Annotated in this window: 9 protein-coding genes; 8 read left to right on the top strand and 1 reads right to left on the bottom strand. The window is 48.6% G+C overall.

Going from position 1 to position 15,733, the window contains the following annotated elements; genetic code table 11:
• Positions 1 to 240 precede the first annotated feature (240 nt).
• Positions 241 to 744, top strand: coding sequence for an RNA polymerase sigma factor (locus Q9292_RS08545; protein WP_194748541.1), 504 nt, complete (start codon positions 241 to 243; stop codon positions 742 to 744).
• 25 nt (positions 745 to 769) lie between these two features.
• Positions 770 to 1,822, top strand: a complete 1,053-nt coding sequence (locus tag Q9292_RS08540) for a FecR family protein (protein WP_313986841.1) — start codon at positions 770 to 772, stop codon at positions 1,820 to 1,822.
• 20 nt (positions 1,823 to 1,842) lie between these two features.
• Here Q9292_RS08540 and Q9292_RS08535 read toward each other — a convergent pair whose 3' ends face one another.
• Positions 1,843 to 3,825 (bottom strand): tetratricopeptide repeat protein, encoded by a 1,983-nt coding sequence (locus Q9292_RS08535; RefSeq protein ID WP_313986838.1) that lies wholly within the window; start codon positions 3,823 to 3,825, stop codon positions 1,843 to 1,845.
• A 373-nt stretch (positions 3,826 to 4,198) separates the two neighbouring features.
• Between Q9292_RS08535 and Q9292_RS08530 the strand changes: the two genes are divergently transcribed.
• The 6 genes from Q9292_RS08530 (at position 4,199) to Q9292_RS08505 (ending at position 15,733) form a co-directional block, all read left to right on the top strand.
• Positions 4,199 to 7,756, top strand: coding sequence for a TonB-dependent receptor domain-containing protein (locus Q9292_RS08530; protein ID WP_313986978.1), 3,558 nt, complete (start codon positions 4,199 to 4,201; stop codon positions 7,754 to 7,756).
• A 205-nt stretch (positions 7,757 to 7,961) separates the two neighbouring features.
• Positions 7,962 to 8,882, top strand: a complete 921-nt coding sequence (locus tag Q9292_RS08525) for a hypothetical protein (protein WP_313986836.1) — start codon at positions 7,962 to 7,964, stop codon at positions 8,880 to 8,882.
• Between the two features lie 118 nt (positions 8,883 to 9,000).
• Entirely contained in the window at positions 9,001 to 9,918 is a 918-nt protein-coding gene (locus tag Q9292_RS08520; RefSeq protein WP_313986833.1) for a hypothetical protein, read from the top strand.
• A gap of 77 nt (positions 9,919 to 9,995) precedes the next feature.
• Positions 9,996 to 12,218 carry a calcium-binding protein gene (locus Q9292_RS08515; protein ID WP_313986830.1) on the top strand — a complete coding sequence of 741 codons (2,223 nt, stop codon included), beginning with the start codon at positions 9,996 to 9,998 and terminating at the stop codon, positions 12,216 to 12,218.
• Between the two features lie 66 nt (positions 12,219 to 12,284).
• Positions 12,285 to 14,000: a type I secretion system permease/ATPase gene (locus Q9292_RS08510; protein WP_313986827.1), complete on the top strand. Its 1,716-nt coding sequence runs from the start codon at positions 12,285 to 12,287 to the stop codon at positions 13,998 to 14,000.
• A complete protein-coding gene (locus tag Q9292_RS08505) occupies positions 13,997 to 15,733 on the top strand; it encodes a type I secretion system permease/ATPase (RefSeq protein WP_313986825.1) in 1,737 nt (578 codons plus the stop codon). The genes Q9292_RS08510 and Q9292_RS08505 overlap by 4 nt, the downstream gene beginning before the upstream one ends.

Below are 15,733 nucleotides of genomic sequence, written 5' to 3'. Positions count from 1 at the left end.
ACAAGTGTTAGCGTTGCAGGCCTCACGATCCAGCGGAGAGGTTGCTGGATGTTTCATAACCAAATTGGTTTTTATCAGCCATTTTTTATTAAATGTGGTTGTTTTAAACCTGTTTTATGTCAGGAAATTTTCCCTATTCATTTTTTTTATAATTGAGAATCAGTCTCTTATACGTGGTTGTGTCATGTGGCATGCGTTTTGCACTCTATGAATATAAATCTAAAAGTAGGGTGGCAGGATATGAGCGAGACACTGGCATGGTGCGGGATCGATTTAAAATGGGCTTACACGGATGTGTTGCGTCGCATTGGTCGGCGAACAGCTTGTGTACAGCGGGCCAAAGATATTTTGCATGATGCGCTGGTGTTTTTTGCCGTCTCCAGCCATCCGGCCCGCGAGGAGTCGCCACAGGCCTATTTAAACGGCATCGTGAATCATCTGCTGGTCGATGAGTTCAGGTACCGCACCCGCTTTGTCGATGAGGAGCAGATGGACGAAACCGCCCTGATCCTCGACTGCACGCCAGAGCAGCTGTATGAAACTCGGCAAAAACTGCATCACTTGCAACGTATTGTGGATTTATTGCCAGAAAAATGCCGCCAGGTCTTTTGGTTGTATCACGTGGATGAAATGAAGCAACGCGAAATCGCCTTGCATCTGGATATCAGTACCAGCATGGTAGAAAAACACCTGATTCGTGCCATGCTGGACATCCGTGCCTTTCAGCAAAGCCTGAACCATTAAAGGCGTACTGACCTCAACTGCTGCCATGTCAAAACCCGCCCAGTCCAAGCCACTCAATGCCAAATCGCTCACCTTGAGCGAGATGGCGGCGCGCTGGTATTTACGGTTGCGTGAGCAGGAGAAAAATGCACGTGGGAGCGAGCAGCAAGCGTTTGAGGCATGGCTGGCCGATGATCCGCGCCATGCGGCTGAATACGACAGCATTGCCCGTGCCATGCGGCAACTGGATTCAGCCGAGAGCCTCTCTAGCCTGGCCGATGCCGCCGAGCAGCGAATGTTTTTAGCCAACGAGGCCAAACGCAAAACCCGGCAGCGCCGGCTTGGCCAACTGCTCATGATAGGCATGATCAGTATCATGGGATATTTCTCACATCAGCAATACCAGGTTTGGCAGGCTCAGCCCGTCATGCAAATGGCCGCGCAAAACCCGGTAGGTCAAATCGTCACCAAAACGCTGGATGATGGCAGTAAAGTCACCCTCAGTGCCAAGAGCGACATGCAAGTCACTTACTACCGCCACGAGCGCCATGTGCTGCTTAAAGAAGGCGAAGCCATTTTTGAAGTGACCAAAGACCCAGAGCGCCCGTTCATTGTTGAAACCGATACCGCCAAAGTCACTGTGCTAGGCACACGCTTTGCCGTCAACCGTCTGCAACAACTGGTTCGTATCAGCGTGGATCATGGCCGAGTCAAGGTCGAACCAAATCTCGACTCTAAAGCTGAACAAGCCACCTCAACCGCTGAAGGCCAGCCCGCCATCGCCAGGGAGATCACCAACGGCCAGGTGCTAGAGGTCTACCCCAATCACGCCATGGCACTGGTCAATCGCCCCGCCTCGGACGCCTTTGCCTTCATGAAAGGCCGCCTGGTATTTGACCGCGCCGATATCGACGAAATAGCTTACACCGTTTCGCGCTACCGCGTTAAACCCGTGCAAGCACAGGGCAAGCAGGTGCGCAATATTTCTGCAGATATCAATATCCAGGATATCGACCATTTCCTGCGCGGCCTGCCCAATATCGCCCCGGTCAAGCTTCAAGAAACGCCGCAATATACTTTGCTTAATAGCAAGAGGTGATAAAGAACAGTTTTCCAGTGTTAAGTCTTGGATGTCAGCAATTCTTCCAATGCTTTGTTGACTTTAAATATAGCGCTATCCCAGTCACCAACATTTGTCTGCCTGAAGAGACGGGCTGTCGGGTACCAGGGCGTATCCTCTCTATCCAGCATCCATCGGTAGTCTGGTAAATAAGAGATTAATATCCAGACATTTTTGCCCATTGCGCCAGCCAGATGTGCCACTGAAGTATCTACGCTGATGACCAGATCCAGGCAGTCCACCATCGCGGCAGTATCTGAAAAGTCGTTTAATTCTTCATGGTATTGCTGTATCTGGTCGAATTTTGAGAGGGTTATTTTGTCTTGTTCCCGCACTTCCCTTTGGAGGGAGTAAAACGTTACAGGTAAATTCAGAATTGGCTCCAACTGCGCCAATCTCAAACTACGATCATGGTCTTTTTTATGATCTTTTGAACCAGACCAAACCAGGCCGACTTTTAATGAATTACCTGCGTAAGCTAACTTTCTTTCCCAATAATTCTTTTTAAACTGATCTGAAAAAAAGTAAGGGATCTTGTTGGGAATCGTTTCTACGGTGGTTTTAAATGCCAAGGGCAAACTCATGATCGGGCAATGAAAATCAAATTCCTCAACCTTCTCATCGTTTCTAACTATCCTAGCATTGAGTCCCATCGTTTTAATCATTGCGTAAAGTGCATTTGGCACTTTTAAGACGACTTTTGCACCGAGACTTTCTACTAAGGGTACATAACGGCAGAATTGGATAAAGTCGCCTAATCCCTGCTCAGGGTAAATATACAAAATTTTACCGTCAACAGATTCTTGCCCCAGCCATAAGGGTTGCTCATAGATTGGATACGAGCCTTTTAGGTCTTGTTTGTAACGGCGATACTCATATAACTGCCAGCCCTCTTCATATTCGCCCACTAATATCTTTAAGAGCGCCTTGTTCCAGTAAGGGTCTGCCATTTCCGGGTTGAGCTCAATCGCTTTGTCATAGCTTAGGAGAGCTTCTTTAAACTTTCTCATGCCTTGCATGGCAAGGCCGTGGTTTGCATAGGTATCCGCAGAGTCAGGGTTTAAGGCGATGGCTTTTTCATATCCTGACACTGCATCCTCATAGCGTTTCAGTTCCTGTAAAGCATTACTTTTGCCATTATGGGCATCTGGTGAATGTGAGTTAAGCGAGATTGCTTTTTCGTAACTTACTAAGGCTTCGTCAAATCTTTTAAGCTCCATTAAAACGTTGCCTAAGCCATTGTAGGCGTAAGCATAATTCGGGTTAATCTCAATGGCTTTTTGAAAGCAAGCAAGTGCTTCTTCAAACCTTTTTAACACTATGGCAACGTTGCCACAATTATTGTAGGCATCGACATAATTATCTTTGAGAGTTATTGCTTGGTGATAGCTATTAAAAGCATCCTGAAACCGTTTAAGCTCATTTAAAATCACGCCACGATTGTAATGCGCTTCTGCATGGCGAGGATTTAGCTCGATTGCATACTCATAGCTGCAAAGTGCTTCTTCATATTGTTTCAGCGTTTTGAATACATTCCCGCGGTTATTGTAAGCGTTCGTATAGTTTGATTTCAGTGCTATTGCTTTGTCGTAATCAGTCAGTGCGTCTTCATATCTACCATATTTTTCATGCAGTATTCCTCGGTTGTAATACCCTTCTGCATAGTTGCTATTTAAAGCAATCGCTTTGTTGTAGTCACTATAAGCTTCATCAAACCGGTTAAGCGCAAACAATGCGGCACCACGGTTACCATAAGCGGTGAATTGGTTGGGGTCTATACCCAGTGATTTTTCCACATACTCTAATCCTGGTTCAAAGTGGCCTTGTTGAAATTCAATCATTGCCAGGTTATTAAATAGGCGAGGACTATTGGAGTAGGCGGCTATCAATGTGAGATATAAGTTTTTTGCTTCATTTATTCTTCCATTTTTGTGGAGTTGCACGGCTTGAATAAATTGTTGATTTTGTTGTAAATCATTCATCTGGCACCTCTAATGACTGGATAAGAACTTGACCACCTATTTTTAGTTTTATGTTTGTAAATGAGTTTTGTCAATATTTAAAAAATACGCTCATTTAATAAAGCGGTTTAAGCGTGAGTTAGAAAAAACATGAGTTTTCACTCTTTTAAGCTTTTAAGAGTTCCTCACATCACTTTTCTATCTAGTCCATCCCCCTCCACCACTACAAGCAGATGTAGCTATGCTGAAACATAAAAAATGTAAATTTATGTAATTGACGTCAGGGTTTTGTCGCGCTCACAGATGAGTCAATAGGACAGGAGAAGAATCTGTGATTAGAAATACAAAAATACACAAAAGAGGATTACACACAGCGCTCACTGCATTGAGCGTGATGGCAACACAGCCCACTTGGGCAGAAGCACTGAATACCCAATTGCCAACACAGCAAGAGGAGACTTTTAGCGTGCCAGTGAATGTGGACATTCCAAGACAGCCTTTGGCGAACTCGTTGCACGACCTGGGCAAAGCCACCGGGATGAATATCTCATTCCCCAACGACATCGTCTCTGGCAAAACCGCGCCAGAGGTGCGTGGCCGTATGACGAGCTCGGAAGCCTTGCGGCGGATGTTGAGTGAGAGCGGCCTTGTCCCCAAGGTGGAGGGCAATAGTATTTTTATTCAAAAGGCCGCAAAAGATACAAAAAAAGACATTCAGCTCGATAAGGTAGAAGTCCGCGCCAAGCGTTTTTACGAAGTTGGGCCATTGCCAGGGCTTGGTCTGACGAAAGAGGAAATTCCCGGCAACGTACAAAGTATTTCTGCTAAAGAAATCAAAGAAGCGCATGCGTTGAGTATTACCGACCTCATGAATCGCAAGCTTCAGTCAGTGACGGTGAATGATTACCAAGGGAACCCCTTTCAGATGGATGTGCAGTACCGTGGTTTTACCGCAGGTCCACAGATTGGTACACCGCAAGGCCTGAGTGTGTTTATTGATGGTATTCGCGTCAACGAACCGTTTGGCGATGTGGTGAACTGGGACATGTTACCTATGAATGCCTTGGCAAGCGTGGATGTATTCCCTGGTTCCAATCCGATTTTTGGTTTAAACACCTTGGGTGGCGCCTTCTCCCTCAAAACTAAAGACGGCTTTAATAATAAGGGAGCTGACGTTGATATTTTGACTGGCTCGTTTGGCCGTAAACAGCTTCAGGTAGAAGGTGGCTGGAATAACGGCACAATAGGCTTATTTGGTGCCGGCAACTTCTTTCTCGAAGATGGCTGGCGTCAAAACTCTCCCAGCAGAGTCAACCAGGCGTTTGGTAAAGCCAGCTATAGAGGCGACAAACTGGATTTAAGTCTGAGCACTTTGCTGGTACAAAATAAACTCACCGGGAATGGCTTGCTGCCGAGTGAAATGTGGGCTCAAGATCCTACTAGTATCTTTACTGGTCCAGATCAAACCACGAACAACCTTGCGCAGTTCCAGCTTTCTGGTGCATTTCAGGTCACCGATACTTTTAGTGTAACTGGCCAAGCTTATCGCAGGAATAGCCGCCGTCATCAGGTTGGTGCTGATGTATTTATGGGGATTGATGATGGAGCCCTCGCGCGCCGCATTCCTTCGTCTACAGAGCAATATACTTGTTTGTTTACAAGTAGCGCAAATAACCAGTACGGCGTGCCGGATTACATCGTTGTTTCAATCGCAGAGGACAGTACGCAACCTGGATTTTATGACTCGTTTAGTAACACTTTCATATTGGACGCATTGGGGGGGCTTGCGGATTTAACTATTGCTGCCAATGATCCGACCGGACGCAACTTAGCTAACTATACAGGGGCTTTATTTAATGCTGAGATGCCTGAATATTATGCGAATGTTTTTAAGGATCAATATACATATTATAGAAACTCTTGGGAGACCCTTGTTTATAATCGAGCTGTAGAAGCTTATCGCTATAGTGGTAACTCGCCGGAATTTAACGGAGCAACAGATGGCGGTGAGGATGCCTATAAAGTAGGGGATTTCCGGGCACAGACTTTTCCCGTAGCTACACCAGGAGCAACGGTTTATTTTAATTTGGACAATTATTATTACTCTACCGTTAATGGTGTAAATTACAAAAATTGGGTGGTGCTTACTGCACCTAGAAATGCAGATAACTGTGCAGCCACGCAAGGTCTAGACAAATCTGCGAAAGATGGCGCGTTTTCCTATTTCGCGCCTAACTCCTCAACTCTTGCCACTGTTGATGGTGCAGGTAGCGGTACTGGTGGTGTCGTCTATGAAGTTGATCCTGACACCGGAAAAAAATACTACACACCTACAGCGATATTTACTGATAACAATATTGACCAGATCACCAATGGCGCATCAGTACAATTAAACTGGCACCTAGATCATCATAAACTGATGGTCGGTGCATCTATCGATGCTGCAGATGCTACCTATGCTAACAAACAACGGTTGGGCCTATTGGATGCAAGCCGTAATGCGTATCTTGCACCAGATGATATCCATCCCATGTATACCGGTGCAGATGAATGGATTAGCAATAATGACTTTTCTGGGACACAAACAACCAAAAGTCTTTATTTTAGTGAAACTTGGACTCCAGTTGATAGCTGGCATTTCAGCATATCTGGACGTTATAACAATACGCAAACAAAAAACAAGATTGCTGCACGTCGTGGCATTGGAGCCTATGAAATCGGCGATGTGATTGGGTACCCTGATTTTTACAATATTTGTACTGACTCTGCTTGTACAGGCGTTTCCACGCAGTACACCACTCCACGAATTGTGAATGCACTGGATAGTGCTGAGACAGAAAAGTTTACATTCAACTCTTTCAACCCGCAATTGGGTGCCAGTTGGCAAGCCAGGCCTGATTTAAATGTTTATGCAAACGTGGCACAGGGCACACGCGTACCTAGTGTGATTGAGCTTGGCTGCGCGCTGGATCACGGGCCTTCTGGCGTATTTTTAAACGATGGCAATGGTGGTACTTATGAAGTGCCAAAAAGTATTGCAGAGAACCGTCAATGTACTCTTCCAACTACCCTTTCTGGCGACCCTTATCTGCCGCAAATTAAAGCAACTAGTTATGAGTTAGGGATGAGAGGCGTATGGGGTGAGAATACACAATGGAATATCAATGCCTATCAAACTGACCTTAAGGATGATATCTATTTTGTGGCTATTGGCAATGGTCGCGGATTTTTTGACACTGTAGGAAAAACACGTCGCCGTGGCATTGAAGCTGGCGTTAAAGGAAATGTGGATCGTTTGCATTTCGGCTTGAACTACGGCCTCACCGATGCCACGTTTCAAGATGATTTTCTGATGTATAGCGTTGATAACAGCAGCGCAAGAACTTTGAATCCGCTAGGTGAGGGAGTGATTAATGTGAAGCCAGGTGATCGTATGCCAGGTGTTTCATTACACAACCTAAATGCGACCTTGGGTTACGACCTCACCGACAATTGGAATGTTGGGCTGACCATGGTCGCACATTCTGAAAGCTTTCTGCGCGGGAATGAAAACAACGAACATAAAGTTGGCGTATCACGAACCTTCACCGCGATTCGACAAGTCGATGATGGCACCGGTAATGGAACAACTATACCTGAAGTTTATACCCGAGTATTAGCACCGACAACTAACCCAGGAAAGGTGCCTGGCTATGCAACCTTTAACCTGCAAAGTAGCTATCGTTTTAATAAAGAGTGGACAGCAACCTTACTGGTCACCAACTTATTTGATAAAGACTATTTCACAGCTGGTCGGTTAGGTAGAAACCCTTTTTCACCAAGCGTGTTGGGCAATATTGGGCCTGATGGATATAACCATAACTCTAATGATTGGCGCAGTACAAACTTTATCTCTCCGAGTGCGCCGCGCGGTATATGGTTTAGTTTGAATTGGCATTTCCAGCCTAACTAAATATATGGCAGGAAAAAATCCTAATGAAAATGTGCGTGAAGTTATTTAATTTCCATAAGAAATGCAAAAAGGCATTTGTGGACTACCTTGGTCGGATTTTGCCACACCTTGCTTAGAACTTACGAGGGACTAGAAGTTGTGCAAAATTGGTGATGCGGGCAGCCACAAATGCCTGCTTATTGTACCTTTTTACATGGGATATAACATGAAAAAGCTAGCTCTAGCGATTGTCCTGACAGGACTGTATGCTCTCAATACAACATCTGTTTTTGCAACTGGGTTGGTAGCCATCCCCTCGACGGGCTTCAGCGAATCAGCATATACGTTATGTAATACAACCGGCAATTTTGGCTCAAGTGTTTCAACACAACCTACAACAACTGCAAACAATACCTGTGCGGTGTTTCCCACAAATGAGGCTACACCTCCAGTCGCTGGTTATACATTAATTGCGGCAGTAGTTCGTAATGCAGTGGTAGGTGGGGTAACTGTTGGAACTGTCTCAGATCGAGTTTGGCGCAATGCTGCACAAAACTCTTGTATTTTCGGGGCAAGGTTTTCTGCAGCAAATGCTGATTATGACGCAGGCACGATGGGTACTCAATATTTTGAAGTCAACGATATTGCCAGGGGCGGTTTTGGTAGTGCGTTAATAAACGCAGGTTATTTTATTCAAGCTGTCAATGCATCTCCCGTATATCGTATTGGACGCACGTTTACCTCTGTTCAGCATCGCGCCAATATTTATAACGGTAATGCAGGCGATAAGCTTCTGCCTGGCGCTAACTATCTATCATTGCCTATCATTGGCGGGGCATCAACGCTTGCAATTAATGGCGAGACTACCAGTGTTTGGCCATCTTCAACCACGGCTGTAAAACAGTCTGCCGCAATAAATTCGAATTGGGTTGATTTTACCTTGGAAGCTGTGTACCTGGAAAATTATGAACTAAGATCCAGTGTAAATTCGCCTATGGTTTATGTAGAGGCGGCATGTGATTCATCCAATGTGAGTAGCTGGGTTAAATCCGGAGCCATCAGGCTCAGGCAAACTGGCCAGGAGGGGGAAAGCTTGATAGAGATTTCCGTTGATGGTTATGCACCTCCCGGAGCAGTTTTACCCTGAAAAATCTTTCTTTTGAAATTTTCCGCACCCTGCTTAGAACTGACGAGGGACTAGATGGGGGAGGGAATAGGTGATGCGGGCTACCACAGTGTCTGCATAGTGTCTCTAAGGAGCGATTATGAAAAATGTAATGATTAGTCTTGCTGTAATTGGTGCATTTAGTCTGTCAATGCCTGTCATGGCAACAGGCCTAGTGGCTATTCCTGCCACAGGTTTTAGTGGTACCGCTTATACGTTGTGCAATACCACTGGTAATTTTGGTTCCAGTACTCCAACACAACCAACTACGGGTGCAAATAATACTTGTGCTGTATTTCCTGCAAACGAAGCAACCTCACCAGTTTCAGGCTACACCTTAATTGCTGCTACAAATCGTAACGCAGTTATTGGCGGGGTAACAGTTGGCACAGTATCGGATCGTGTGTGGCGTAATGCGGCCCAAACCTCATGTATTTTTGGCGCAAGATTTACTGCGGCTAATGTTGACTGGGACTCTACTACGGCTGGCACGCAATACTTTGAGGTTAACGATATTGCACGAGGTGGCTTTGGTAGTGCATCAGTCAATGCCGGGTATTACATACAAGCCGCTAATGCATCGCCGGTATACCGCATTGGTCGTACGTTTACCTCAGTACAACATCGCGCCTTAAAGTACGATACCGCGGCGAATAAGCTTCTAGTGGGTACCAATTATCTAGATTTACCAACGGCCAATACTGTTAATACTGCTCTGAGTGGCGAGGCAACTGGTATAGGTCCAACAGTTGCTGCTTCTACAAGCACAGCTACACAAGATGCTGTAGTGAATAGTAATTGGATTGATTTTACTCTGGACTCTGGGTTCCAGGATGATGATGGAGGGACCAACATTAACTCAGCAATGACTTATGTTGAGGCTGCATGCAATTCAACCGCTGTTTCTGGTTGGGTGAAAACAGGAGCGATTCGCTTGCGTCAGACTGGACAAGAAAATACCACCATGCAGGAAATTAGCATTGATGGTTATGCCCCTCCAGGGTCAACTGTACCTTAATCATTTTAGTGCTTTTAAATTAATCCATTGGAGTAGCAGAGATGCTGCTCCAATAACGAAACTTGAGGAGTTTTATAATGGCAATTAAAATTTTTAATGGTACAGAGACTGATTATACTGGTACCTCGAATCCAGATTTAATCATTGGCAATGGCTTGGATAACAATATCGCTGGCAATGGTGGTGGCGACATTATTATTGCCCAAGCAGGCAATGATTCTATCGATGGTGGCGATGGCGATGACATTATCTTCGGAGGCGAGGGTGATGATATTTTAGTAGGCGGCGATGGCGATGATGCAATTGTTGGTGGCGCTGGTGATGACATTATTGATGTAGGTAGTGGCGAAAATTACGCTGATGGTGGAGATGGTATCGACAATATTTACGGTGGTGATGGCGATGATGCCTTATTCGGTGGCGCTGGTAATGATGTAATTTATGGCGGCGATGGTGATGATGTTCTAAGTGGCGGTGAAGGAGAAGATTATCTCCAGGGCGATGATAGTTCTGCCGGAGATGAAACTGTAGTTGGTAATCTTTTTCTTGTTACGTCGAACGATGCACTAATCGGTGGAGATGGTAATGATACCTTCCGTATCGGCGATGAGGAAAATGCTGAGTCTGTCATTATTGAGGCTGGTGTATCAGGACTTGATAATTCAGGTAATGAAGCTCGGTATGTTGAATTGTCTGAGGCTGACGAAACTGATGAAGATGCTGGTTTAGTTGCTATTGACACTACAACTGGGAATATTGTGCCTATTGAAGATGAGGACATGTCATTAGAGGCGGAAACAGACGTTCGTCTCAATATCGTCACTCGTCCTGGATCTTCTGCCATCAGTACCTTTGCCACAACAATCGCTGGTTATAACGCTGTGGATACTCTTGAGTTCACCAAGTCCGGTGAATTTGAAGGCATTCAATTCTCTGGTATTGAACGTATTGAGCTTGCAAGTGGCGTGAGCATCACTTTGGAAGCCGAGCAGCTTGAAGAAAATGGTGAATCTCTAAGCTTGGGCGAAATTAACCCAGGCTACCAAATTCACGGCGTAGCCGGTGGCGATGTTGAAAACGTTACTGTTGAGCTTGAGTTTGAAGAAGCCACTTTTGAGCCAGCCGCTACCATTGTCGGTGCTACACCAGTCACATACGACAAGGCTGCGTTTGAGGTTGATGATTTCTCCGTTGCTCACCTCTACTACAACGTAGATGTGACCTATGACGCCTCTGAAGGCGAAGCTGGTAGCTTTACGCGTATCGACGGTGCTAACGAAGGCAGCGATGCGCATGAAATCGTGCTGGGTAGCGAGGGTGTTGATTACGCGACCATGCGTTTGGGTGATGACACGGTTTACGGTAACGGCGGCAATGACTTGCTGATTGGCCATGGCGGTGCTGACTACCTGGACGGTGGCGAAGGCAATGACATTTTTGTGATCGGCGGTTTTGGTAGTGGTGTGCAAGGCACGACTTCTAAGGCAGATGACGGTAACAAAGAGTGGATTGCGACTGGCGACAAGCATGATGTGATCGTGGGTGGTGATGGTGTGGATACATTGCGCATTACTACCGGCATCGGTGCTAATACCAAAGCCAACGGCACTGTTGTGCTCAATAACGACAACTTCCAGTCTATGGAAGTGGTGCAAGTGGGTGGCACTGTCGGTCGTTTGAATGTTGAAAACACTGACCTGCAGTTGCTCAACGATCATTACTACTTCAAAGCCAACGGCACGGTATCTGATCTCTCCAACACCTTGGGTAACAACGGCGGCACCATTAATAATGTGGTCGTAGATGCTTCTGGCTTGACCACCAATGGTCTGCGTTTTGAAGGTAATGCTAACCAGCAAACCTTTATCGGTACAACCAAAGCAGACGTATTTGTTGGCAATGGTGGTAACGATACGCTGACAGGGAATGGCGGCGCGGATACGTTTGTGTTCGGCAAAGTCTACGAGCAAGTCGTGACTGGTTCATCTACCAGTGTGCAAACCTATACCAACACGGCGTTTAACCTGACCGGGGTAGACACCATCACTGATTTCACCCGTGGCACCGACAAAATCGAGTTGCACCTGGATCAGTACAGCCAGTTGGCAGGGTTTAACAGCAGCATGTTGCGTGTGAACAGCACCGGCACTGCGCAAGACGCCAATGATTACCTGATTTACAACACCACCACCAAAACTCTCAGCTATGACGCAGATGGTAATGGTAGCGGTGCCAAGGTAGACATTGCAGTGTTGACTGGTGTCAGCACAGTGTCTGTGTCGGACTTTGTTGTCGTTTAAGTAGCGGCGGATAGGCGGGCAGGGAAACCTGCCTGCCGATACGCTCTATCAAAGTCATTAGTCGTGATGAAGTTGTCGCAAGCTGAAACCATCAAGCAAGCATTGCCCGCCCTGTGGCCGTTGTGGCGCCGGGTATGGTTGTTTGGGGTGGTGACCAATTTGCTGATTCTGGTGCCCTCCTGGTATATGCTGGAGGTGTACGACCGCGTCATTAATAGCCGTAATGTTTCGACCTTGCTGATGCTCACCGTGATGGCGGCCTTTGCCTATCTGGTGATGGAAGCGCTCGAGTGGCAGCGCCGCAACTTGTTGCAGTCAGCGGCCAAAAGATTTGAATCCCTGTTGCAGCAACGCGTATTTGAACGCGTATTTGCGAGCAGGTTGTCCATGCCTGAATTCCCTGCTAGCCAGGTATTTTCTGATTTCTCTACCCTCAAGCAAGCGTTGCATTCTTCTGCCTGTTTGAGCCTGATAGATGCCCCGTTCTGCCTGATTTTTTTAGCGGCCGTGTTCTGGATTCATCCGGCACTGGGTTTGCTCACCCTGGCCGGGCTCACCATACAATTGATTTTGACCTGGCATAACCAGTCGCGTGTGGCCCCGCTGATGGCGCAGGCTAACCAGCATGCAATCGAGTCACACCGTTATTTTGCCAGCATCAGCCGTCATGGCGATGCCATGCATGCCATGGCCATGCTGGCGCCCATGCAGCAGCGCTGGCTGCAACACCAGCACGGCTTTTTGTGGCAGCAGGCGCAAGCCTCGGCGCTGGCGGGAAAAAGTGCCGCCGCTGCCCGCTGGCTGCAAACCCTGCAAACTAGCTTGATTCTGGGCCTGGCCTGTTACCTGTTTATTGCAGGTGATTTGTACAATGGCGGGGCCATGATGATTGTGGCCTCGATTCTGGCTGCCCGCGTGCTCGCACCGCTGGTGCAATGTGTGGGCCATTGGAAAACCTATGAACAAGCCTGGACCGCGCATCAACGCATAGACAGTTTGCTGGCGGGCGCGCCAGCCACTGCGCCCGGCATGGTCTTGCCGCCGCCAGTCGGGGAATTGAGTGTAGACCAGCTGGGTTATGCCATGCCGCAAGCAGGCAAAACGCCTGCAGAGGCGTTTATCCGCCAGGTGCAGTTTAAGCTTGCGCCGGGGCAGGTGCTGATTGTCGCTGGCGCCTCGGCGTCAGGTAAAACCACACTGGCCAAATTGCTGGTCGGCTTGCTGGCCCCCACCACCGGCCGGGTACGCTTGGATGGGGTGGATATTTACCGTTGGGATAAAAACCAGCTCGGCCCTTCGCTGGGATATCTAGCGCAAGAGGTCGATGTGTTTGATGGCCGCCTCGTGGATAACATTTGCCGTTTTCAAACGCCTGATCCTGCCGCCCTGGCCGAGGTACTTGATCTACTGGGCCTCAACGAGTGGGTGCAGCAGTTACCAGAGGGGCTGAATACCGTGATTGGCGCATCTGGCATGCACCTGTCTGGCGGCGAACGGCAGTTGATTGGCCTGGCCCGCGCTTTTTATGGCAAGCCGCGTTTTGTGGTGCTCGATGAGCCCAATGCCAACCTCGACACCACCAGTGAGCGATTGTTACAGCAGGCGATTGCACGCATGAAGCAACAGGGCACTACCTTTGTCATCATCAGCCATTTGCAACACATTTTAAGCATCGCCGACTGCATGCTGGTGATGTGTCAGGGCCAGATGATCCGCTTTGGCAAACCAGCCGAGGTACTGGCCAGTTTTCAGCCGGAGTCCGGCAAGGTGGCGAGTTTATGATGGCTTTAGCGGGCGGATGGCGGCAGTCGCCAATGTGGGCATTTATGCAGCCTTTTCAGGGTGCATTTTTGCAGATGTTCTGGCTGAGTTTTTTAACCAATGTGCTGATGCTGGTGCCCACGCTGTACATGCTGCAACTGTATGACCGGGTTATGCTCAGCCGTAATACGCTGACGCTGGTGGCGATGACGCTGCTGACGGCCGGCTTGCTTGTGTTCATGGCGGGGGCCGACTGGTTGCGGAGCCTGTATGCGGTAAAGACCGGGGTGCAGTTTGACTTGCGCTTTGGCAAACAGGTTTTTGCTGCCACGTTTGATCCTGGTCGCCCGGCTTCCAGTGTGCCGCAACAGGCCTTGCAGCAATTGACGGCAGTCAGGCAGTGGCTGACCGGGCAGGGCTTGTTTGCCTTGCTGGATATTCCCTGGAGCCTGATTTACATCGCCGTCCTGTTTGCCCTGCATCCGCTGCTGGGCATGACCGCAATTGCATTCTGTCTGGTGCAGTGCCTGGTGGCCTGGTGGCATCAGCATGTCTTGGCGCAGCCTGGTCAGGCAACCCACGCCGCCCGCCAGCGTACCGAGCATTTTTTGCAACAGAAAATTCAGCACGCACAGACCAGTCATGTGCTGGGCATGATGCAGACCTTGCGCCAGCACTGGCAACAGTTGCTGGCACAGCAAGCCGAAACCGAAGACCACTGGCAACGCCAGAGCGATCGCAGCCAGTTTCTCAACAAATGGGTGCGTTATTGCCTGCAATCGCTGATGCTGGCGATTGCGGCGTGGTTGACCATTGAAGGCGAGATCAGTGTCGGTTCCATGGTGGCTTCCAATGTGCTGATTGCGCGTGCGCTGCAACCGTTTGATGTCATGGTGCAAAGCTGGCGCCAGTGGTTGCAAGCCAAGACGGCCGCCGGTGAGCTTCAGCAAATGATAGCGGGTGTGCCGGTGAAGGCGGGGGCTGAGGCGCAAACAATGGAAACCGTCGCCGCTGCCCCCCTGTTGCGGCCCTATACCTTGCAGTTGACGCAGGTCGGGGTCAGTCATGGGGCCCGCCCGTTGCTACAGTCTGTGGATGTCAGCATTCTGCCGGGCCGCCTGTTATGCGTGATGGGCCCTTCCGGGGCAGGCAAAAGTACCTTGGCCCGGTTGCTGGTTGGGGCGGTATTTGCCGAGCGCGGGCGCTATGAAGTCAATCAGACATTGCTGACGCCTGCCAATGTGCGGCAGTCACTCACCAGCGTGGGTTACCTGCCGCAGCAAGTGTCTTTGCTCGAAGGCACTATTGCCGAGAATGTTGCACGTTTTGGGCCACTTGAGACGCCGCATATCTTGCAGGCTTGCCAACGTGTCGGTTTGCACGAGGCCATTTTGCGCTTGCCACAAGGCTACGACACTCGGCTGGATGCGCAAGGCTTGCCCTTGTCCGGGGGGCAGCGGCAGCTGCTCGGTCTGGCCCGCGCCATCTACAAAGAGCCCGCCTTGCTGGTGCTGGATGAGCCCAATGCCAGCCTGGACGAATTTGGCGAAGCCAGGCTGCTGCAGGTCTTGCAGGCGCTGAAAACCCTTAACACCACTATTGTCGTCATTTCGCACCGTTCCGGCATCCTCAAAATCACCGACGACCTGCTGGTGCTCAAGCGCGGCGAAGTATTGCACCACGGGCCGCGCGATGCCGGCATCGTCTATTTAAACCAGTTACAAGCAGCCAGTCCTTTGGCTACTACGGAGTAA

Source organism: Methylophilus sp. VKM B-3414, from assembly GCF_032248435.1.
GTDB lineage: Bacteria > Pseudomonadota > Gammaproteobacteria > Burkholderiales > Methylophilaceae > Methylophilus > Methylophilus glucosoxydans.
This window is presented reverse-complemented; position numbering and strand designations above follow the sequence as displayed.

Excerpts from the sequence above, each read along its gene's own strand:
- Q9292_RS08545 (WP_194748541.1), top strand. The coding sequence starts at position 241 with ATGAGCGAGACACTGGCATGGTGCGGGATCGATTTAAAATGGGCTTAC.
- Q9292_RS08540 (WP_313986841.1), top strand. The coding sequence starts at position 770 with ATGTCAAAACCCGCCCAGTCCAAGCCACTCAATGCCAAATCGCTCACC.
- Q9292_RS08535 (WP_313986838.1), bottom strand. The coding sequence starts at position 3,825 with ATGAATGATTTACAACAAAATCAACAATTTATTCAAGCCGTGCAACTC.
- Q9292_RS08530 (WP_313986978.1), top strand. The coding sequence starts at position 4,199 with ATGGCAACACAGCCCACTTGGGCAGAAGCACTGAATACCCAATTGCCA.
- Q9292_RS08525 (WP_313986836.1), top strand. The coding sequence starts at position 7,962 with ATGAAAAAGCTAGCTCTAGCGATTGTCCTGACAGGACTGTATGCTCTC.
- Q9292_RS08520 (WP_313986833.1), top strand. The coding sequence starts at position 9,001 with ATGAAAAATGTAATGATTAGTCTTGCTGTAATTGGTGCATTTAGTCTG.
- Q9292_RS08515 (WP_313986830.1), top strand. The coding sequence starts at position 9,996 with ATGGCAATTAAAATTTTTAATGGTACAGAGACTGATTATACTGGTACC.
- Q9292_RS08510 (WP_313986827.1), top strand. The coding sequence starts at position 12,285 with ATGAAGTTGTCGCAAGCTGAAACCATCAAGCAAGCATTGCCCGCCCTG.
- Q9292_RS08505 (WP_313986825.1), top strand. The coding sequence starts at position 13,997 with ATGATGGCTTTAGCGGGCGGATGGCGGCAGTCGCCAATGTGGGCATTT.